Annotated in this window: 17 protein-coding genes; 5 read left to right on the top strand and 12 right to left on the bottom strand. The window is 47.1% G+C overall.

The genetic code is table 11. The features are described from left to right. Positions 1–241 precede the first annotated feature (241 nt). Positions 242–469 carry a photosystem II protein, Psb35-related gene (locus RIC07_RS37285; protein ID WP_446348214.1) on the bottom strand — a complete coding sequence of 76 codons (228 nt, stop codon included), beginning with the start codon at positions 467–469 and terminating at the stop codon, positions 242–244. Between the two features lie 140 nt (positions 470–609). Between RIC07_RS37285 and RIC07_RS37290 the strand changes: the two genes are divergently transcribed. The 3 genes from RIC07_RS37290 to hetR all read left to right on the top strand — a co-directional run bounded on the left by RIC07_RS37290 (position 610) and on the right by hetR (position 4,285). Then, positions 610–2,541: an FAD-dependent oxidoreductase gene (locus tag RIC07_RS37290; RefSeq protein ID WP_446398913.1), complete on the top strand. Its 1,932-nt coding sequence runs from the start codon at positions 610–612 to the stop codon at positions 2,539–2,541. Between the two features lie 303 nt (positions 2,542–2,844). Next, complete coding sequence (gene patX / locus RIC07_RS37295; RefSeq protein ID WP_446380990.1) at positions 2,845–3,111, top strand: heterocyst-inhibiting protein PatX; 267 nt, start codon at positions 2,845–2,847, stop codon at positions 3,109–3,111. 274 nt (positions 3,112–3,385) lie between these two features. After that, entirely contained in the window at positions 3,386–4,285 is a 900-nt protein-coding gene (hetR, locus tag RIC07_RS37300; protein WP_446380989.1) for a heterocyst differentiation master regulator HetR, read from the top strand. A 112-nt stretch (positions 4,286–4,397) separates the two neighbouring features. On the opposite strand, the gene RIC07_RS37305 is transcribed toward hetR, so the two are convergent. Further along, the gene (locus tag RIC07_RS37305; RefSeq protein WP_446398914.1) at positions 4,398–5,162 is read right to left on the bottom strand and encodes a TIGR00297 family protein; all 765 of its coding nucleotides are present in this window, start codon (positions 5,160–5,162) and stop codon (positions 4,398–4,400) included. Between the two features lie 221 nt (positions 5,163–5,383). On the opposite strand from RIC07_RS37305, the gene RIC07_RS37310 reads away from it, so the two are divergent. After that, on the top strand, positions 5,384–5,812 hold the full coding sequence (locus tag RIC07_RS37310) for a VOC family protein (protein WP_446398929.1): 429 nt from the start codon (positions 5,384–5,386) through the stop codon (positions 5,810–5,812). Positions 5,813–5,872: 60 nt separating this feature from the next. Here the strand turns inward: RIC07_RS37310 and RIC07_RS37315 are convergent, their stop codons facing one another. Continuing rightward, positions 5,873–6,475: an esterase/lipase family protein gene (locus RIC07_RS37315; RefSeq protein WP_446398915.1), complete on the bottom strand. Its 603-nt coding sequence runs from the start codon at positions 6,473–6,475 to the stop codon at positions 5,873–5,875. Between the two features lie 440 nt (positions 6,476–6,915). Between RIC07_RS37315 and RIC07_RS37320 the strand changes: the two genes are divergently transcribed. After that, complete coding sequence (locus RIC07_RS37320; RefSeq protein WP_446398916.1) at positions 6,916–8,025, top strand: S-(hydroxymethyl)glutathione dehydrogenase/class III alcohol dehydrogenase; 1,110 nt, start codon at positions 6,916–6,918, stop codon at positions 8,023–8,025. A gap of 250 nt (positions 8,026–8,275) precedes the next feature. On the opposite strand, the gene RIC07_RS37325 is transcribed toward RIC07_RS37320, so the two are convergent. The 9 genes from RIC07_RS37325 to RIC07_RS37365 all read right to left on the bottom strand — a co-directional run bounded on the left by RIC07_RS37325 (position 8,276) and on the right by RIC07_RS37365 (position 20,666). Then, positions 8,276–9,991: a dihydrolipoyl dehydrogenase family protein gene (locus RIC07_RS37325; protein WP_446398917.1), complete on the bottom strand. Its 1,716-nt coding sequence runs from the start codon at positions 9,989–9,991 to the stop codon at positions 8,276–8,278. Between the two features lie 196 nt (positions 9,992–10,187). Next, a complete protein-coding gene (cobD, locus tag RIC07_RS37330) occupies positions 10,188–11,324 on the bottom strand; it encodes a threonine-phosphate decarboxylase CobD (protein WP_446398918.1) in 1,137 nt (378 codons plus the stop codon). Positions 11,325–11,421: 97 nt separating this feature from the next. Continuing rightward, the gene (locus RIC07_RS37335; protein ID WP_044207165.1) at positions 11,422–11,703 is read right to left on the bottom strand and encodes an HU family DNA-binding protein; all 282 of its coding nucleotides are present in this window, start codon (positions 11,701–11,703) and stop codon (positions 11,422–11,424) included. Positions 11,704–12,193: 490 nt separating this feature from the next. After that, a complete protein-coding gene (locus tag RIC07_RS37340) occupies positions 12,194–15,145 on the bottom strand; it encodes an AMIN domain-containing protein (RefSeq protein WP_446398919.1) in 2,952 nt (983 codons plus the stop codon). Between the two features lie 143 nt (positions 15,146–15,288). Further along, positions 15,289–16,074 carry a hypothetical protein gene (locus RIC07_RS37345; RefSeq protein ID WP_446398920.1) on the bottom strand — a complete coding sequence of 262 codons (786 nt, stop codon included), beginning with the start codon at positions 16,072–16,074 and terminating at the stop codon, positions 15,289–15,291. Positions 16,075–16,081: 7 nt separating this feature from the next. After that, positions 16,082–16,951 carry a PilN domain-containing protein gene (locus RIC07_RS37350; protein ID WP_446398921.1) on the bottom strand — a complete coding sequence of 290 codons (870 nt, stop codon included), beginning with the start codon at positions 16,949–16,951 and terminating at the stop codon, positions 16,082–16,084. Positions 16,952–16,956: 5 nt separating this feature from the next. Continuing rightward, positions 16,957–18,060, bottom strand: coding sequence for a type IV pilus assembly protein PilM (gene pilM, locus RIC07_RS37355; protein WP_446398922.1), 1,104 nt, complete (start codon positions 18,058–18,060; stop codon positions 16,957–16,959). Positions 18,061–18,763: 703 nt separating this feature from the next. Next, positions 18,764–20,416: an alpha-amylase family glycosyl hydrolase gene (locus RIC07_RS37360; RefSeq protein WP_446398923.1), complete on the bottom strand. Its 1,653-nt coding sequence runs from the start codon at positions 20,414–20,416 to the stop codon at positions 18,764–18,766. A 127-nt stretch (positions 20,417–20,543) separates the two neighbouring features. Beyond that, positions 20,544–20,666: a hypothetical protein gene (locus tag RIC07_RS37365; RefSeq protein ID WP_446398924.1), complete on the bottom strand. Its 123-nt coding sequence runs from the start codon at positions 20,664–20,666 to the stop codon at positions 20,544–20,546. Between the last annotated feature and the right edge of the window lie 159 nt (positions 20,667–20,825).

The following is a 20,825-nucleotide window of genomic DNA, read 5'->3' on the forward strand; positions in this document are numbered from 1 at the left end:
GATTCCTAGACCTACATCTAATCCGAACTAGAGAAACGTTCGGAAGTGGTTATCCCCTACCAACTCATGCCCTATTCATGACTTCCTGGCAGGTTCCCTCTGCCAATCCCCGTCCTCACGAAGTAGGGCGGGGTTCATGAAATCTCTACTTTTACTTTCCTACCGTCACCATCGTCCTTAGCAGCAAATGCGGCTAAAAGGGAGATGGCGGTGTAAAAGCGTTGAGCAAACAGGGATGCGGTTAGGAAGGCAAATTATTGCTCGCATAAGCATCCATCTTGTAAGCTGGCGTGCGATCGCTGTAATTTGTCTGAGTCCCTGTGATCGACTCGGCTAGCTGCTCAAAGGACTCAGAACGCCAGTTGCGATCGTGGATTGGCTTCCTCTGTTCGCCTCGGAAGTAAGCCTGAGTCCCTAATACAGCAACGGCGACCCAACCGACGACAAACAATGAAACTAGGATAACCATTGGACTAATCATAATCGTTCTCCTTTGTTGAGCTATTTTGTAAATTTATGTTATTCACAATGTAACGAATTATTACAAAAAGCATCTGTGACTTGACTCTGATCCAGGAGTGATGATATTCACTATCCCCAACCCATTTTTTGATCGCGGTGAATGAATTAACAACAGAAGTCTTAGTTGTCGGCGGTGGTACAGGAGGCACAAGTGCAGCCATCCAAGCCGCACGTCGAGGCGTTAAAACAATCCTAGTCAGCGAGTTTTCCTGGCTAGGAGGAATGCTGACGACAGCCGGAGTCTGTGCGCCCGATGGCAATGAATTAGCCGCGTGGCAAACGGGGTTATGGGGCGCATTTTTGCGAGAACTCCAACAGCGACAGCCTGGAGGACTTGATAATGGGTGGGTGAGTTTGTTTACCTACCACCCTAGAATTGGCGCTCAAATCTTTACAGATTGGGTGCAAGCATTACCCAACCTCAAGTGGATTGCAGGACAAACGCCGTTAGCGGTATTAAAAGCAGGGGATTGTGTCACGGGGGTGCAATTTGCTGATGTTGTAATTCACGCCAAAGTCACCCTAGACGCCACGGAATTGGGAGATGTACTGGAATTAGCCGAAATTCCCTATCGCTGGGGTTGGGAGTTGCGATCGCGCTTTGGTGAATCGAGTGCGCCTGTTGCTGACAATGACTTGACTCAACGCTATCCCGTTCAAGCACCAACCTGGGTCGTCATCCTCAAAGATTTTGATACCGATACAGCACCAGAAATTTCTCCCCCGCCTGAATACAAGCCAGAACAGTTTTTTGGGGCGTGGGAGGGTTATGGGGTGGAATCCTTTCTCAATTACGGACGCTTACCAGGGGGACTGTTTATGCTGAATTGGCCCCAATTTGGCAATGATTATGGTGAGGGGGTGGGGCGCTTAGTGGAATCGGATGCATCCCGACAGCAGTTTCTCCAAGAAGCCCGTTGGCATAGTCAAGGCTTTGCCTGTTTTATTCAATCTCAACTGGGACGGCGTTATGGTTTAGCCGATGATATATTCCCAGAGGCGTCTATTGGGGGTGGGGCTTACGCCTTACATCCTTATTATCGAGAAAGTCGGCGTCTGGTGGGGGTGGTGACATTGCGGGAACAAGAGATTTTACCGATAGCGGGAGGTCAAGTTGCGCCTTTGCCTGTCAATGAGTCAGGCGATTTTACCGGAATTGCTGTGGGAAATTATGCCAATGACCATCATTATCCTGGTTTTACATTTCCCTTAGCCCCAAAATCCATCCGTTGGGGAGGGCGTTGGACAGGAACACCGTTTACGATTCCTTATGGTTGCCTTGTCCCCGTGTCAATGAATGGTTTGTTGGTATGTGATAAAAATATTTCTGTCTCTCACATTGCCAATGGTTCGACGCGGTTGCAGCCTGTAGTAATGAATCTGGGTCAAGCCGCAGGAATGGCGGCGGCATTGTGTGTGGAACTTGGCTGTCAGCCGAGGGAGTTAGCTGTCCGGCGTATTCAAGAGGCGTTGTTGGGCGATACTATTGCCCCGGCTGCTGTGATGCCCTTATTTGACAAATCCCTTGATGATCCCGATTGGCGGTATTGGCAACGTTATTACTTGGATCATCCAGACGAGTATCCCAGTTCTGGGATGGTTGAGGAACAGGGGGAGCAGGGGGAGATGGGGAAGATGGGGGAGCAGGGGGAGATGGGGGAGCAGGGGGAGCAGGGGGAGCAGGGGAAGATGGGGGAGCAGGGGGAGCAGGGGGAGCAGGGGGAGCAGGGGGAGCAGGGGGAGCAGGGGGAGAATTTTCCCAATCACCCATCACTAATCACCAATCGCCAATCATATACCTTAATCTATTTCACTGGCATATTCCAACGTCGTGCTGACCAGGATTACATGATTACCCTGAGCGAACCTGAAAATCTTATGGGTCAAATTTGGATGTTGATTACGGTACAACCTGATGTTAATCAACAACTCCAGCATTATCCTGATCAGCAACAGCTACAAGGGTGGGGACGTTTTAATCCGGCGGGAAACTGGTTGCTGGTGAACAGTTTGCACTGATCAGGAATTAATCTGCTCCTGTTGCGCTAAAAAGGGCGGGTTTAGTGAGGTTAGGGGTTGTCTCCAAAATGTTATTGGTAAAACCCGCCCCTACAACCTTTCTCTTGCTCCCAGACGTGCCATGGCATCTGTGTACCTCTGCACCCCAATTCCCCTCACCCAAATTGGGAACAAACGAAAGATAAACAGGCTAGTTTACCATTAAACTTCACACAATCCACATTAACTCTGACGGGGATTTTTCCTGAACCATGAGTAAAGAGTCCGTAACAGGGACTAGAAACCCTGACACGGACATCTGCTATGCGCTTTTACACTTCTGTTACGTTAGTGAGCCTGCTTACGCTCTCATTGGCTGTCAATGCTCATGATAGTCGCGATCGCTCGGTCTCACTTTTTCAGTCTACTCCTGCCCACTCGCTATTGTCTTTAGTGAAAACTGGAGATGCGGGTCCTCAAGGTCCTGAGACCAATCGCGGTGGACAACGGCGTTTCTTCACCTCCCAAGACACCCTCGCGCCCCAGATTTGTCACCGGGGTAGTGGACGGCGCGAATTTACTTGGGCATAGGTAGTTAGTGCCATTTGATATAATATATACTTTCCTGGAAGAATTATCCCCCCTAGTTGTGACCCATCCAGGGGGTCTTCCAGTTTACGGTATCTCCTGGGTTGTTTATCTTCCGTCGTCTATAATCTAAGGAGAATTTAGACTTTAATATTAGGGTGCTTTAAATTAAGCGCATGTTTTGCTTTTGAAGTTGGACTCGCTGGTTTAGGTGAAGCCGTGGGTTCGTCATTACCTTTTATTCTGTTGTACCCATGCGATGTGACCGCTCCCTAAAATGACTAATCATCTCGATCTGATCAAAAGCCTTAGCCCCAGCGCCATGGATCAGATTATGATATATCTGGCTTTCAGCGCAATGAGAACCAGTGGACACCGACATGGGGCATTTCTAGATGCGGCGGCGACTGCTGCTAAATGTGCGATTTACACGACCTATTTGGAACAGGGTGAAAATAACCGGATGACCGGACATTTACACCATATTGAACCAAAGCGGGTCAAGGTTATTGTTGAAGAAGTTCGACAGGCATTAACGGAAGGAAAACTGCTGAAAATGCTGGGGTCTCAAGAACCTCGGTATTTGATTCAGTTTCCTTACGTGTGGATGGATCAGTATCCCTGGCAACCGGGGCGATCGCGGATTTCTGGCACTAGCCTGCACAAGGAAGAAAAGCGAATTCTAGAGGAAAAACTGCCGGATCATCTCCCAGATGCCCAGGTGGTGAGTTCCTTACAGTTTATGGAATTGATTGAGTTCCTGCACAGTCGTTCTCAGGAAGATTTACCCCCAGAACGGCGGGCGTCTCTTTCGGAAGCCATGGCGGAACATATAAAGCGACGCTTGTTGTACTCCGGCACAGTGACGCGCATTGATTGTCCCTGGGGTTTACCTTATTATGCTCTGACCAGTGCCTCGTATTCGCCTGTAGATGGCAAAGAACGTACCTACACGATGGTGGAGGATACGGCGCAGTACTTTAGGTTGATGAAAGAGTGGGCAGAACGTCAGGACGGTGTGATGCGGGTGTTGGAGGAATTGGATATTCCACCGGAAAATGTTGATCAAGCGATGACAGAACTTGATGAGATTATTCGCGCTTGGGCGGATAAATATCATCGTGATGATGGTAAACCGATGGTTTTACAAATGGTCTTTGGTCGGCAAATAGAATAGTTATTTGTCATTGGTCATTTGTCATTGGTTATTCGTCATTGGTTATTTGTCCTTGGTTATTTCTCCGAGGACTTTTTTTGCCTTTTCAGTCAACTCAGGCGAACTCGAAACACTAGCCGAGTGCGATACTATGCCAGATGACGATAAATAAGATAGCCGCGATCGCACCAATTAACGTATTGATAAAATTCACGACTTCGTTGGTCATCCATTCGACCTGAGATTGCCAAGTAGCACCAATCACACTTTCTAGGTTAGTGGCAATAAAGGCAGCTAATACACAAAAATAGACACCTGTCAAGTCTATAAAGCCAACACCCCAACCCAGAACCGCGATCGCAGCCGAGGCGACAGCCCCCGCCAGAGTTCCTTCTAAGCTAACTGCACCTTCGGTTCCGGGGGATACAGGTTGTAAGGTGGTGATTAAAAACGTGCGCTTACCGTAAGCTTTACCTACCTCACTGGCAGTAGTATCAGAAAGCTTAGTGGCAAAACTAGCGACGAACCCCAGTAGGAGAAAACTGCGATAGGGTTCATCCAGGAAAAGAACGCCCACCGCGCAAAGCGTACCTGTTAGGGCGGAACCCCATACATTTTCGGGTCCTCTCGCGCCTGAACGCTTTTCCGCGATCCCCGCTGCTTCTTTTTGTGCCATACCGATACGGGTAACGGCTGAACCGACCAGGAAATAAACCATAACAATCAGATACCCTTGCCAGCCTAACGTCCCCCAGATCACAATTCCCAACGCCCAGGCGTGGAGAATTCCAGGGCGGGTGAGGAGTTGCTTGGGGATTACCCAGGCGATCGCTAATAATACTGTATTTAAGAGGACGGCAATAAGCCAAGGGTTGAGAGAATTGAAAGTTGCAAGCATTTACTAAGTGTTGAGTTTTGAGTGTGTAGGGGCGGGTTTAGGGACTTGGCGCAAGCTATTGATGATAACCTTTGTTCAAAACCCGCCCTGACCCCACCATGGCGTATCTTAAGGGTTAAGAGGACGTTGCCGGGTGTATCGTAGGCGACAGTTTCGGGTATGCGATCGATGAATAACTGTTTAGGGTGATTATAGGATTAGGCAAAACTTCAATGAGTAGCATGAATCCCATTCTCTTCCATTTGGCATTTCCCGTTAGCGATATTGAGCAAACCAAAGACTATTATGGCAGAGGACTCGGCTGTGACATTGGGCGAGAAACCCGTCAAGCGGTCATTTTAAACCTCTATGGGCATCAACTGGTAGCCCATCTCACTGATGAACCCTTAACGCCACAACGGGGAATTTATCCGCGTCACTTTGGCTTGATTTTTACCGCTGAAGCTGACTGGCAAGCCTTATGCGATCGCGCCCAACAGCAGCAGCTTCAATTCTATCAGCAACCGAAGCGACGCTTTCCGGGTGATGTGACCGAACATCGCACCTTTTTCTTACAAGACCCCTTTTATAATTTAATGGAGTTTAAATTTTATGCTCATCCAGAGGCAATTTTCGGCAGTCACGAGTTAGCGGCGATTGGCGATCGGTAATGTTTTGAGGTGACACCTATCCCTAAAATAGGGCTAAAGCCCTGACTACGAACTACAGACCTAATTTGCCTTAATTTGATAAAAGGGTTCGGATAAAGCCGAAGCTACTGCTTGCATACTGTGTGGATTAATCACCATACAAGCATGGGCTAAAACGGGAACTTTCACATCTTGACCCACGGGCATTCGTGAACTATTACCCGGAATAATAATAAAATCCCAGGGTGTCCAAATTGATGTAAAATTGAGGCGTTCTAACATCTGAACATCTCGGTTTAAATCCTCTAGCAAAGGATTTCCTGGGCGCATTTGCACGCAGGCGCGACGGTTCAATAGGTAGGCTAACCAGGTGCCGTGATGGGGGGCGGAAATGGTAATGTAACGCTGCACTCGCTCAATTCCACCTAATCGCTGGACATAATAGCGGGTGACGAGTCCTCCCATACTTAAACCGACTAAATCAATGGGTTGGTTGAGGGGGAATGTTTGGTTGACAAAATTAGCTAATTGGGCTGCCATTTGGTCTAAACCCAATGTGGCGTTATTTGGTTTTAGGTCAAGGGTATAAACGGAAAAACCTTGTTTTTTGAGGTAGGGAGAGAGTTTGCGGAAAACTGATGAGGTGCGAAAAATACCGTGAACGAGAATAACTGGGTTTGTCATTGATCATTGGTCATTAGTCATTTGTCAACCAATTTGTTTTGTGCAGAATTTATAATTTAGATATCGTTTTTACTGAAATTATTACCCTGGGTTGGGGTTAGTGTAGTTATATCAGGATACCCGTTTGTATTTCCCTTTTGCCTGTTATCAGGTCATTACTGGGATTAACTGATGTCCTAACGTGTCTGCGTAGTGCTATATAACCCAGTCCGCGCAGGCGGACTTTGTTTGTGTAGCTGCGATTTCAATCGCCTTAGCTGAGATGCTGGGTTTCTTTGTAAATCAAATACAAAAACAATTTATCCTTAATAGTAGCTTGCAAAAAGCAAATTGTCAATAATAAACTGGCGATTCATCTCACGGTCAATCAAAGATTAGACTGTGAGGCTTCTCGCAGATTATGCTAAATAAACGATAGTGGAAAAAGCAGGAGGGAAAACGTGGACGTTAAAGCAGCCGTCGCCTACGAAGCTGGGAAACCGTTAACCATTGAAACCGTTCAGCTAGAGGGACCCAAAGCTGGGGAGGTACTGGTCGAAATTAAAGCAACAGGGATTTGTCATACCGACGCCTATACCCTCTCTGGTAAAGACCCAGAAGGACTATTTCCTGCTATCTTAGGACATGAAGGTGCTGGTGTAGTCGTCGAGGTTGGAGACGGGGTAAAAAGCGTTAAACCAGGCGATCATGTGATTCCACTCTACACACCCGAATGTCGGAACTGTGAGTATTGCTTAAGTTTCAAAACCAATCTTTGTCAGGCGATTCGGGCAACTCAGGGACGAGGTGTCATGCCTGATGGCACAAGTCGGTTCTCAAGTAATGGCAAAATGCTGCATCACTACATGGGAACCTCTACCTTTGCCAACTATACCGTATTACCAGAAATTGCCGTGGCGAAAATTCGCGAAGATGCGCCCTTTGAGAAGGTTTGTTATATTGGCTGCGGCGTAACCACGGGAATTGGTGCGGTGATTAATACCGCCAAAGTTGAACCCGGTTCCAGAGTTGTGGTATTTGGACTCGGTGGGATTGGCTTAAATGTGATCCAAGGGGCGCGAATGGTAGGCGCGAGTCAAATTGTTGGCGTTGATATTAATCCAGATAAACGGGAATTGGCAGAAAAATTTGGTATGACGGATTTTGTCAATCCCCGTGAAGTGGAGGGAGGTTTAGTTCCTTATTTGGTGGAGTTAACTAAAGGTGGAGCCGATTATAGTTTTGAGTGCATTGGTAATGTTAATGTGATGCGACAAGCTTTGGAATGTTGTCATAAAGGATGGGGCGTGAGTGTGATTATTGGAGTAGCTGCCGCCGGACAAGAAATTAGTACTCGTCCCTTTCAATTGGTAACTGGACGGGTTTGGAAAGGAACAGCTTTTGGTGGCGCAAAGGGACGCACTGATGTTCCAAAAATTGTGGATTGGTATATGGAGGGTAAGATTAATATTGATGATTTAATTACCCATGTCATGCCCTTGGAAAAAATAAATGAAGGGTTTGATTTAATGCACCAAGGCGAATCCATCCGCAGCGTGGTTACATTTTAAGGCAGAGAGTAAGTAGGGCTTGCTGAATAAGTATTGGGGAGATGGGGTGAGGGGGTGAGAGGGTGAGGGGGTGAGGGGGAGATGAGGGAAGTCAGTAGTGCTTTCCGTCTCGCTATAAGTGCAAGCTTTTCACCCATCCAAGAGGGATAGATTGCACTTATAGTCTGCTACTTAAAACCCCCCATTGTAGAGATGTTGCTAGAGATGTTACGATGTTGCAGGCAACGTCTCTACATTCGTATGTATCAACTCACCACTTTCGTCGCCAGTTAAAAAAGCCTTCCAGTAGATTTTGTAACATCTTATTACTCTCTAACCGTTGACGTTGCCACTCCTGCGCCGTTTTATAAAGAATTTCTGACATTGTAGGCGAAGCTTGCGGCATTTTAGCCAGTGAACCCACTTTAATCTTATGGCGAATTAGTAGCGCGATCGCACCAATCAATTCCTCAGCATTGGCTCCCACGATTAATCCACCTAAAATTGTCCCATTCCGACGCAGCACCAGCTTGCAAAATCCCGTCGTTTCCCCTAAAATCTGCGCCTTATCCAAGGTTTTGAAATACTGTCGCACCACCCAAACATTCTTGCCATAACGCCGTCTGGCTTGCGCTTCCGTTAACCCCACCCGTGCTAAGGTTGGATCAGTAAAAATTGCCCAAGGAATTCCCTGATAATCCACAGTCCATCGCGGAAAAAATAAAGCATTTTTTACAGCAATACTGGCTTCATATTCGGCAATATGCTCAAATTGATAACCGCCAATCACATCACCACAAGCATAGATACGGGGATTAGTAGTTTGCAGTTTTTGGTTAAGTTTCAACCCCTTTTGGGAAAACTTAACCCCAACCCCTGCTAAATTTAACGATTCAATATTAGGCGTTTGACCAGTCGCTAACAAAATTTCATCGGTTTCAATTGCTCGATTTCCCACTTGCACCCATTTTTTTCCCTCAATCCACTTTACTTGAGTCACTGGACTTTGAGTCAAAACACGAATTCCTTCGGCTTCTAATTGCGCTTGCACCAGACGCGACGCCTCTGCGTCTTCTTGGGGAAAAATAAGAGACTCACTCACCGCCAGTGTCACCTGGCAATCCAGCCGCGTTAATGTTTGAGCGAGTTCGATAGCATTGGGAGTGCTACCCACAACGAGCCAATTTTTCTGTAACTTAAATGGAGTGGTTTCTTCTAGGTTCTCCGGTTTTCCTTGAGGACTAGGTTTCGTTACTTTATCGGTTTCCTGAGGAACGGTATCGTTCAAACCAGTCTCGATAACGTTGCCTCTAGATGTAACCTGATAGGTTGCTATATGCTGCCAAATATTTCTTGGAGTACAGTAACTTATTGTATCTAGCCCATCAATATCAGGAATTTCTGGGCAAGATCCTGTTGCAATCAGATACGCCCTTGCTCGCAAGCGCCGATTATTGATAACAAAGCCCAGGTGAGGTAAGCGACAAAATTCTCCATTGCCAGAAATTATATCGACACCGAAGGATGCCAAAATAGCTGGAGAAGTCGCTTCAGAACAGGTAGAAACCACCATTTCTGCCCATTCCATTGCGTCAGGAATTTCTACAGTAGGAAAGTGGGCAGTTGACTCAAGAGGACTCAGATACGTTCTAATCTCCTCTTTCTCTGCTTCCCTGACCTGCCATGGCTCGTTTCTACCTACTTCCCCTGATTGTTTAACTAACTGTTTTTTTAACTCAGCAGTATCGGAAATTGAGTAATTTCTAGCTGGATTAATTCCAAATTCCGGTGCTTTTCGTACTTGCTGAAGAACTCGCCCCACCTGCATCAATGCCTGATTGTAAAGCGCTTCTTGACCTAACCAGTTGCTCTGGAGGTTTTCCGGTTCAATCAAGGCAACACGAGCCTTTAATTGAGTCGCAGCCAAGGCAGCATAAGCGCCAGCCCTGCTATTACCAATTACAATAAGGTCATAATCTTTTGTCATTTGTCATTTGTCATTTGTCATTTGTCATTTGTCATTTGTCATTTGTCATTTGTCATTTGTCATTTGTCGTATCGTTCCCGATTATTTCTCCAATTCTATAAACTTTTCACCCCAATACTCCCAATTCCTCTGCGTTCCTCTGCGCCAACCTCTGCGTTCCTCTGCGTTAAAAAAATATAATTCTGATTCATAATTACTAATTTATAACAGCTTTTAGAGCATCTAATAAACGTTGGTTATCTGCTTGGGTGCGAATCGCGACTCGAAAATAACCATCGCCTAATTCCGGAAAGCTCAAGCAATCCCGAATTAGAATACGATGGTGCTTGAGTAGGTGTTCCTGCAGTTGGGAACAGGAGTGTTCTGACTGTACCAGTAGAAAGTTAGCCGCGCTGGGATAGGGATGTAACCCTGGTAACGATGATAACCCTTGAAACAGATGCGATCGCGCGGCGGGTAGCCAGTCCCAAGTTTGGTGTTGAAATGCCTGATCCTGTACCACAGCAATAGCAGCCGCCACAGCCAGGACGTTTACAGACCAAGGATCACGCCACTGTTGCCAGCGTTGTAACCGTTCAGGATGAGCGATCGCATAACCTAAACGGAGTCCAGGAAGGCTGTAGAATTTAGTTAGCGATCGCAAAATGACCAGATTGGGATAATCCTGCACCCACCGAATCAGGCTTTGCTGCTGATCCGGTGGCAAAAAGTCCATAAAGGCTTCATCCACAACCACAAGGGCAAATTGCTCCAAGTAAGGCAGCAGGCTGACTTTATCCCATAATTGACCCGTCGGATTATGGGGATTATTCAGCAGCAAACCCTGACGTTTGCCAGAGACAAGCCCTAATGTAGGGGCGGGTTTAGGGATTTTGTTGTGGCTATTGATAATAACCTTTGGGCAAAACCCGCCCTGACTGAGTGTTGAGACAACTCCCTCATCTTCCCCGAATAAAAGACACGCCCTGATTCTGGCATTAAACGCCCTCAGCGCTCGTTGGTAGTCGCTAAAGGCTGGAGTCAAAATAATCGTTTCCTCCAGTTCTGAGAGTTCCCTGGCTGCCCAGGTTAACAACTCAGCCGAGCCATTCCCCGGTAGAATCCAGTCAGGGTTAAGCGTGGGATGGAGTTGACTCAGAGCCACCCGTAACGGGTAGTAATCCGGTGCCGGGTAAGCCACTAAGTCATCCAGATGAGACTCAATCGCCGCGATCGCAGATTGTGGCGGTCCCAACGGATTGATACTCGCCGAAAAATCCAGAATCAGAGAAGGGGAACAACCTGCCCGCGCCGCTGCCCAAGCTAGATTTCCCCCGTGGATGGGTCGTTTCAAGGATCACATCTCCTCAAAATCAGCCGATTGTAGAGACGTAGCATGCTACGTCTCTACATTCTCTCTTATCTTCACCAATCAGGCTTGACTCACACCCTTACTTGGGAGGGGCAACTTGTTCCTTAAACAGCTTCCCCGCAGAAAACGCCGGAACCTTCGTCGCCGGGATTTCCATCTTATCGCCAGTTTTAGGGTTGCGTCCCTCACGGGCTTTGCGTTCCCGCGATTCAAAGGAACCGAAGCCAACTAAGGTGACTTTATCGCCCTCAGAGACAGCTTCCATAATTGATTCCAATGCCGCAGTTAACACCGCATCCGCTTGTTTTTTGGTCACAGCAGCTTTTTCCGCCACTTTATCCACTAATTCGCCCTTGTTCATCATAAATCTCCTTATTTCTACGTGAATCAAAGGTCAACGCTTACTCTAACCCATTAGTCTAGAGTTCAGTATTTGACCCCCAGAACCAGGAGTTTCAGGTAAAAATGCCCGAAACACCCACCGGCTCGAAGTTTCACTGCATTATTCTAATGGCTGATTGCCAGATATGGAACGTTGAAACCTTTAAATTATGTAGATTTCGGGATTTTTGAGTATAAATACTCACCGTACCATTTAATTATTCCGCCAACTATGCCGAAAAAACGCGCATTAACTCCCCGACTTCTGTAGGGGCGCACTGACGTGCGCCCTCTGACGATGAACTAACTGCTAATACAGGGGGAGCGAAAAACGTAGGTAGCTACGCCTGCAATATAACACCTTTCTTGCTCCCCTCTCCCCAGAGTGGGAGAGGGGCTGGGGGTGAGGGGTTTCTAGCTTAAGTTGACACGAATAGGCACTGCCGTACCCCTACGGCTGAATCGATGCTCTAAAAACCCCCCTGCGTGGGAAACCCTCGGCGCTGTAAAACTTCCTGCGCCTCTCGCCCTGGCGTATAGTTGTAGCCAAAGGAGCCTCGTTCTGAGTCATCCAAAATCTGAGGCGTAAGCAGCACAATTACCTCTTGACGTTGGTTTGTCCGCTCGGTACTTCTGAACAACGCCCCCAGAATTGGCAAATCGCCTAAAATTGGCACCTTTCTCACCGTTGTGCGATCGCTCTCCTGAATAATACCCGTCAAGATTAAGGTTTGCCCATCGCGCAGACGAATCTGACCGGAATTAAGGTCACGCACATTCAAAAGTGCTATTTGGTTTGTATCATCTCCAATTGTGATATTTTGGACACTGCCAATAGAAGTAACTCTCGGATTGACATTTAGCGTAACAAACCCATTATCGTCAATGCGATCAACTGCGATATTAAGTTGCAAACCAGCTTCCTTAATTTCTGTGGTGACAGTCACTGTGGTCAGGTTGTCAGTGCTTTCCGTTTCCCGCTCAATATTCCCAACAACTTCTTGTGTCAAATTCACCCCTGCTGTCTGTCCTTCTTGGATTAACAGGGTAGGATCAGTCAAAATCTTAGCATTTCCACTCGTAATTTGAGCTTGCAATTGGGCTAGGAAATCCTTGGGAAACTGGAACAAGGAGGGTAAAGCCGAGGTTATTTCTGCACGAGTCCCTCGTTGGAAGTTTGTAGTTTGAGTGGGAGGAGTTCCTGGAGTTCCTGGAGTTCCTGGAATAACTTGAAATGTACCATCTGGGAGTGTAATAATCTGAGGAGGAACTGCTGGAGTTCCTGGAGTTGGAGGAGTTCCTGGTGTTATGGTAGTTTCAACAACATTAGGTTCTGGGAGAGTAATTTCTGTAATGCCTCCCGTGAAGGGATCGGTTGAAATCCCAGCCAGCCTGCGAAAAAATTGTGCATTCTCACCTTGCTCTACATCAAACCGAAACTCAGGAGTTACAGCATCATTAAGAATCCTAATGGTATCGATTCCAGTTCCTGGAATTGTTTGCGTAGTCTCGCCTGGAACCAAAAACGTATTGGCTCCAGAAAAGGGATTTGGAATAATTGTTTGAGCGGCAGCACTTGTTGCAGCTTCTAAATTAGTTGGAGGTCTAAACTCTCCATAATTAAAGACTGCAGCCCCCTGATCGACTACAAAAAAGCCATCACCAACACCAAAGGAAAAGCTGGTATTGAAGGCCTCTTCTCCCAATAAATTCACATCAATAATCTTGACATTAACTGCCACCTGACGACGCCGCAGATCCAATTGCGTCAGGAAAGCCGAAGCCAGTTCAATTTGGCGCGGTTCACCTACCAGCGTAATCGCATTCAATCGATCATCGGTAGAAACCGATAATCCCCTCAGCAACAAAGCACCCGTTGCTTCCCCTGGCTGATTGACGGTTAGGGGTCTCAACTCAGAGGGTTGTTCGGTTTCCCGAATGATTGCTCCTGTTTCTTGATTGAATTCTCGTTCAATCGGGGTAACCACCTGTTGCACTTCTGCTCCTTGGGTTGCCAGGAAGGCAGAAGCACTGGAAACGCTAACTTGATTTAACCGTAACGTGCGACTAATCACATTACGTGCCGCTTGAGGTAGGCGAGTCCCCACAAATATAGTACGTCCCCGACGGTTTGCCTGGAGTCCAGAAAGCTGAAGAACGTAGTTAAACACATCTTGAACGGGTTCATTCTCCAAATCCAGGGAAATTGTCTCCTGAGCCGCCGCTTCTGCCTCACCACCGGCTCCTCCAGCAAAAGCCAGGTTCAATCCAGCCGATCGCGCCAAGAGTGCCAATACTTCTCGCACAGGGGCTTCTCGCAAGGATAGGCGGGGTACTACTGCTGCTGTTCCCAAGTCAATCTCGCTGGCGGCAGCATTCAGATTAGACACCGCAATATCTCCCACAGGTGGCGCAACGGCTCTCGGTAAGAATGGCGGTGCAGGGGATACAGGTTGCACTGTCCCCGCCGGTAAAGCCGGAACCCCATCAATGGTAATTTGAGGATCGGGAACTAATACATCGGGTGAAGGTGCTGGAACTACGGGAGTGGGTTGAGCTTGAGTGGGTTCAGGAGACTCCGGTGTCGGGGTTTGAGCCACAACTGGGGGTGAACTAAAACGTTGAGATTGCGATCGCGGAGTGGCGGGAGATGAGAACTCTGAAGTGGAGCGAGTTGTCCCTTGATTGGGTAAATTCGGAACCGTTGATACTGATTCCCTGGGTGGCGGAGCAACCGGAATGGAACTGTTCTGTTGATTTTCTAATGTTGGATTAAGATTGAAATTCGCTGGAGTGGTAATCTCAGATTGAGCGGCAATATTACTCGAAGCCGCGTTAATTGCCTCTGTTCCCTGTGTCCCTGCACTTCTGCTTCCTAGCTGGGGGATACTGACATTTTCTCTAGTCCTGGTGCTATTTGATGCAGTAGAGGAGGGTAGTGTTGGTGGAGTAATTGACGCTGACTCCCCAGAGGGCGAGGAAACCGGAATCGAAACGGCGGCTTGATTGCTGGGAGCAGGACTAATTCCTAGAGTAATTACCTGAGATTCTTGCTGGAGAATTTGACCCTGAGGTGAATTTTCATCCCCACTCACTGTTACCCGAATGCTGTTGGGTTCGATTTGACTCACTGTAACAGCGGTAATACCGGGCATGGGGTTGTCTTGACGAAAGCTATTGCCTTCCCTTAAGTTCAACCGAGCATTGACAATATCAGCCACCCAATCCTTACCCCGGTTCACTGGGAAAACTTGGGGGCGTTGATCTCCAGCTTGGGTTTCCAGAATCAGCTCTAAACTACTGCCTCTAGGATTGAGCCGGACTGCGGTAACTTGAGCCGTCGCCGCCCAGACGGGTTGTGTTATCGATAGGGAGACGGCAGTCGCGATCGCGATTCCACTGAACAGTTGCTCCTGTCTCACAATTCACTCCTCACTTATGACCTCTAAACCACCTTAATCATAATGATGTTATGGGGATAAATTAATTAATTAATTAATCTGGGTTCAGACATTCTTCCCCCAGTTCCCAGACGCGCCATGGCGCGTCTCTACTCCCCAACTCCCTACTGGGCTACTTCTTCTGCGGCTGCTTCCGCTTCCATTTGTGCCTGCTTTTGTTCCTCACTCAACGGCATCAACACATCCAGTCTATAGCTTGTTGTCAGAGTCGGTGGAGCACCGGGAATGATTTCTTCATCTTTCTCTACAATGGGTGTCACCGTACCTTGGTCATCAACCAACAGCCCTTGTGGTGTGCTGATATCTGTCGTCAACTCTTTCACCACAACTAGAGTTTGTAGTCGCTCAATACTCCGTAAAATTGACTGGATTGCGTTAAAGCTGCCCTCCATCTCTAAATTAAAGCTTTGGCGTTTGAGTTTGCCGTTAACGGCTGCTCCCAGGGAACCATCGGTAACGATATTGCTTTCTTCTTCGTTGACTTGGACAGGTTCATAACTCGTCAATTTTCCGTCTGCGTCTTTGATAAACCGATTCACATCTAGCAGCAAGGTATTTACCGATTGTTCATCAGCAAATAAACCTGTCACTGTTTGGTTTTGCTGCTTTACCTGAACTAATTCCTGTTGTTTCTGTTGAATCTGCTGCTGAATTTCTTGGGGATCTTGGAGTTGACCCTCTTTTTCTTGACGCTGCGCCCTTAACCCTTGATTTTCAACCAAGGCAGGCTGCACAACTTTCCAGGCGAGATAAGCTGCCCCACCAAGTCCTAAAATAGCCAAGACAATTCCGGACACTTTTGGCGTGAAGGTAATCCCAAACGCCACCGGATAACTGGGTTCTTCCTCCTGCTCTTCAACGGGGATAAAATCTGGATCAGCATAAGTCATAGTTACATCACTCCGTAGTTGTCTCAGTTGGGCTTGGGCTGGGGCTTGGAGCTGGGCTAGGTGTCTCCGTTGCCTGATTTTGCTCAATCTGCTGTAAGGCTTTGATCCGAGCCACTAATCCCACCGCTCCTTTGCGGTCAATTTCGCGCAATAGTTCAGAAGCGGGGACATTTGTCAAGCTAGTCTGAACCGTATAATCTACCACTGGAGGCAGGTCGTAGGTCACTTCAGCAGCATCTTGGTTATCTTCCTTTTCCGGTACTTCTAACTCAGCCGGGTTGTCAACCAGTTGAGCGCTAACGATACGAGTTTCTTCGTCTTGAAAGAAGGGAGATTGTTTTAGCGTCAGCAGAAAGTTGTTCACATCATCAAATGTCTCCGCTACGCCAGAAATCTCCACGTTAATTGTGGGTAAGGGGGTGCTACCCTCAGTCCCCTCAGCCGCTTCAGTTTCGGTTTCCGTTTGTTCAATCGCTTGAATTTGGACTCCGCTGGGGACGCGATCGCGAATATCCTGTAGAATGGCTGACCAAGGCTTAATTTGATTAAAGACCGTTGCCAAGGCTTCGGTTTCTTGCCTCACCGCTTGGATTTGAGTATTCAGGTTATTAATTTTATTCTTTTCCGCTTGCAAGCTTTGCAGTTCGGCGTCTATTTCCGCAATTTCCTGGTTTAATTTGGCATTTTGCTGAGGTAGCCACAAAAAACCGATTCCGGCGGCTAACGCCAGCGGCAGTAACCCGACAATCACGCCTATAATCAGCGGCGTCATTTCCCCCATTTGAATCTGTTTTTTGGCTTTGGGGGACTCAGACCCTTTATCAGGTTGGCGATAATCGGGTCTATCTTTAAGAAAATTAATATCGAGACTATACATTAGGGTTAAACCTCCCGCAATCCTAATCCTAGTACCGTTCCCAATCCGGGTCGTTGTACTGGGGGAACATCTTGCTCCATCTCTAAGGATAGTGCCGCAATCGGATCAACCTGAGTGGTAGGCAAGCTTAATCGTTGGGTGAAAAATTCATCGAGTTGTCCAATTCCGCCACCAGGTCCGGCGAGGAGGAGTTGAGCCACTTCTAGATTTTCACTCTGATTTAAATAAAAGTCGATGGAACGACGCAATTCATCGGCGAGTTCACCTAAAACTCTCAGCAGTGCTGCCATTCCCGGATTAATTCCCGTGGCACCTGTGCGAATGCCATCCACCGGAGTGTTGGGTATTGTCATTCCCTGCAAGAGTTCCGTGTTTCTGGATGTCGGTAAATTCATCGCCCGTGACAAGGCACTCTGGAGTTGGAACGTGCCAATGGGAACGGTGCGGGAAAACTGGGGGACACCATCGACAATAATCGCAATTTCGGTACTATCAAATTCTATATCCACTAATACCGCCGCTTCTTGGGGCGCAAATTGTCTCAGTTGCTCGCGGATGGTGCGAATCAGGGCAAAACTATTGATTTCCAGGACATCCACCTTTAACCCCACCAGTTGGAAGGTATCCAGATAGGTGTCTGTCACCTCCCGGCGTGTTGCCACCAGCAAGACTTGTACTTTTTCAATCCCATCTTCGTCCATGAAGAAGCCCAGTTTTTGGTAATCTAAATCCACTTCTTCGCGCGGATAAGGTAAGTATAGACCGGCTTCATGGTTTAGAACCATATCTCGCAGTTCAGTGTCATCGAGTTCAGCGGGAATCGGAATAATCCGGATCACCGCTTCCCGCATGGGGACAGCCGTGGCAACTTGCTCGACTTTGAGTTTATGTTCCTCAAGAATTTCCGTCACAAGTTCAGCTAAACTGGCGGCATCGATAATCTTCCCTCCGTCAAACAAACCTTCGGGGACTTCATGGGTGTGAAGGCTCACCAGCTTGTAGCCCTGACCTTGCTTACGCAGTTGGGCGATACTAATACGTTCTGGTGCTAATTCTATCCCGATACCTTTTTTACCCTTAGAAAATAGATCTTGGAAACGGTTAAACATAGCTCAGGTGGGGACTGGTGTCAAAATTATAAGTCTAAACTGGCTTGAGTGTTGATTGTTCATCCATCTTTTGCGGCTGGATACCCCATCTTAGCGTTGGGGAGGAAGTCGCGCTGTACATGCAGGTTTTTAATGGTGAATAACCCAGGAACCTGCTTGCCCTGTTTTAGTGCCTTCAACCACTACTCGCAAGATGTCCACCTTTTAGATGAACCCAGACAGTCGTTTATGCTTAATCCCTACATACATCCCTATATACTATGATAAGCTACCTTCCCCATCTTCCTCGGCAACAGGGAATAGGGATGTCAAAAGCGGCTTATGGTCTTCTGTCAGTATTGGGGATTGGGACAATTCTCTCTGATATCCTCTGCACCTCCGCACCCCTGCACCTTTGTTCCCCATCTTCCTTATTTGTATAGCACTACGAACTCTAGTTAGGACATAAAAGAAAAATTCAAATCGCTTGACCCTGAATTTCGACAGGACTTCGGCGTAAGCGCGGCAACTGAGCCTGTCGAAGTTCAGTCGAACGCTCAATTGCCGCCAAGCGACGCCCTGAGTGTACCGAAGGGTCGAAGGGTCAATCCCTTGATTAGTATAGCAATCGCCATAGCGGTTAGGACGCATCTTATGGTAGAGACGTTGCATGCAACGTCTCTACAACTTCACTATTGCCTATTGCCTATTGCGTAGCGCTATATCACTGCCAAACTAAAACCTTGGCTTCGTACTCTCCCAAGTCCAATTCCAACGTGCCTTCAACTACTTCAACATCATAGTCCCTCGTCCACTCGTGCCAAGTTCCCGACTCCGGAATTTGTGAAACAGCGTATCCCTCCAAGAAGTTATCTGAAAAATTGGCAATGATAATTAGCTGAGATCCTTCATCATTCCAGCGAATGTATCCCAGAACCTTGGCTTCGGGATCTTCATAGAAGAAATCAATGTTGTCTCCATAGAGAGCATAATTCTCTTTCCGTAATCGAATCAAGCCTTTGTAGTAATCCAATAACCCCTGACTTCCATCATTCTTCAACAACGTCCAATCAAGTTTTGATGACTCAGGCTTTAACGGTTTGTATTCTCCAAACTCCTCACCCATTAAAATTAACGGGATGCCGACAGCCGTCATTAAAAGAGCCACACCGAACTTTATCCGTTTAAATGCCACTTCATCAAAGATTTCATGATCCGCCAACTCCACCATCAAACGTTCTTGATCATGGCTAGTCAGGTAATTTACGAGATTAACTGCCCCCATAAAGCCTTGACGCTTACCATCAAGGGCATCCTTGAGACGGTCTACATCGAAGGTATCACCAAAGATGTGATCTTTGAGGCAGTAGGCAAAACTATCGTGCCAGCAGCCATCCATAGGACCATCCACATTGGTGATACTGGGAGTTTCTGGGATGTGTTCAGCCACATTGTAAAATGGCTTATCTCCTGCCTTTTTATGGGCTTGATCCGTAATCCAATGCATGAAATCATAATTTTCAATTTGCTTCGCCGCATCGTAGCGAATGCCGTCGATATGATATTCCTCAATCCAGAATCGCACCACATCCCCGATGAATTGCCAGGCGGGTTTAATCTCTAAGTTCTGATCATAGTGTTCATAATTAAACTCTGGTCCCCAACTAAATTCATGGGGGGGTTCATGGTGATACCAGTAATCGTGGTCAATTTGGGTTAGTGGATTTTCGGATTCTGAATGGTTGAAAATTCCATCGACAATTACTCGAATACCACGAGAATGGCACTGATCAATTAAATGCTTAAACTCTTGTGTTTTACCATAGCTAGACTCTAAGGCAAAGAAATGGCGCACATTATAGCCCCAACTATAGTCTCCCGGATATTCCATCATCGGCATCAGTTGAACGGCATTGATCCCCAGTTCGCACAGGTAATCTAATTTCTCAACAACGTGCTTGAATTGACCGCGTGGATAGGAATCATCTTCGCCACCGGAAAAGTCGCCAATGTGCATTTCATAGATGACTAATTCGTGATTTTGAGGCAAGGGAGTGTCGTCATGCTGCCAGGTGTAGGTATCAACAATCCTTTGTCCGTCCTTAATTCGCATCACCCCATTCTGGGTTTCGTCATCAATCACTCCTGTCGCGTATGGATCGGTGACATCAACCCATTGATCGGGTTCCAAGAACCAGGATTTAGATTGCACGCGAAACTTATACTGGTAAGTGCCATCCTCAAGCTCAACTGAGGTACGGAAATAACCATCCTCTTCTTTCTCCATCTGGATCTCTTGCCAATCCGAGAAACATCCCTTTAATACAGCGCTTTTGTTGTAAGGGGCGAATAATTTAAATTCAATTGAGCTAGCCATCAAACTCTACCTTTTAATGCTTCAAATCACTGTTGTTTAGGGATTAATTTTAATTTAAGCAACTTTATTAATCCGATACCTCTAGCTAAGGAGATACGATAGAATGGCTCTTATTATAGAGGGACTGTCATTGATGGTGTACGGGCATGGTTGGGAGTACGCCACCTTGAAACCGAGTTATCTCTGCTCTATACGGTAAAATTGTCAAGTCTGCGCGATCGCAGCCCGATTCCTGTTCCATGGCAAGCACCGACGATTCCCTCTGGCGGTAGTCCTGATCAAACTCAAGGATTTAACTGTATCAATTGTTACAAGGTTAGACTTTGTAAGTTTTGTTCAGATCGAAGATTGTGAGCAATCACTAACATATTCGAGAATTACTCCGTGATTTTACTGAGATAATCCAGTG

This window comes from Coleofasciculus sp. E1-EBD-02, assembly GCF_040218245.1.
In the GTDB taxonomy this organism is placed as follows: domain Bacteria; phylum Cyanobacteriota; class Cyanobacteriia; order Cyanobacteriales; family Coleofasciculaceae; genus Coleofasciculus.

Coding starts and splice junctions, on each gene's coding strand:
- RIC07_RS37350 (WP_446398921.1), bottom strand. CDS start 16,951: ATGTATAGTCTCGATATTAATTTTCTTAAAGATAGACCCGATTATCGC.
- pilM (WP_446398922.1), bottom strand. CDS start 18,060: ATGTTTAACCGTTTCCAAGATCTATTTTCTAAGGGTAAAAAAGGTATC.
- RIC07_RS37285 (WP_446348214.1), bottom strand. CDS start 469: ATGGTTATCCTAGTTTCATTGTTTGTCGTCGGTTGGGTCGCCGTTGCT.
- RIC07_RS37345 (WP_446398920.1), bottom strand. CDS start 16,074: ATGACTTATGCTGATCCAGATTTTATCCCCGTTGAAGAGCAGGAGGAA.
- RIC07_RS37325 (WP_446398917.1), bottom strand. CDS start 9,991: ATGACAAAAGATTATGACCTTATTGTAATTGGTAATAGCAGGGCTGGC.
- RIC07_RS37315 (WP_446398915.1), bottom strand. CDS start 6,475: ATGACAAACCCAGTTATTCTCGTTCACGGTATTTTTCGCACCTCATCA.
- patX (WP_446380990.1), top strand. CDS start 2,845: ATGCGCTTTTACACTTCTGTTACGTTAGTGAGCCTGCTTACGCTCTCA.
- hetR (WP_446380989.1), top strand. CDS start 3,386: ATGACTAATCATCTCGATCTGATCAAAAGCCTTAGCCCCAGCGCCATG.
- RIC07_RS37305 (WP_446398914.1), bottom strand. CDS start 5,162: ATGCTTGCAACTTTCAATTCTCTCAACCCTTGGCTTATTGCCGTCCTC.
- RIC07_RS37310 (WP_446398929.1), top strand. CDS start 5,384: ATGAATCCCATTCTCTTCCATTTGGCATTTCCCGTTAGCGATATTGAG.
- RIC07_RS37360 (WP_446398923.1), bottom strand. CDS start 20,416: ATGGCTAGCTCAATTGAATTTAAATTATTCGCCCCTTACAACAAAAGC.
- RIC07_RS37335 (WP_044207165.1), bottom strand. CDS start 11,703: ATGAACAAGGGCGAATTAGTGGATAAAGTGGCGGAAAAAGCTGCTGTG.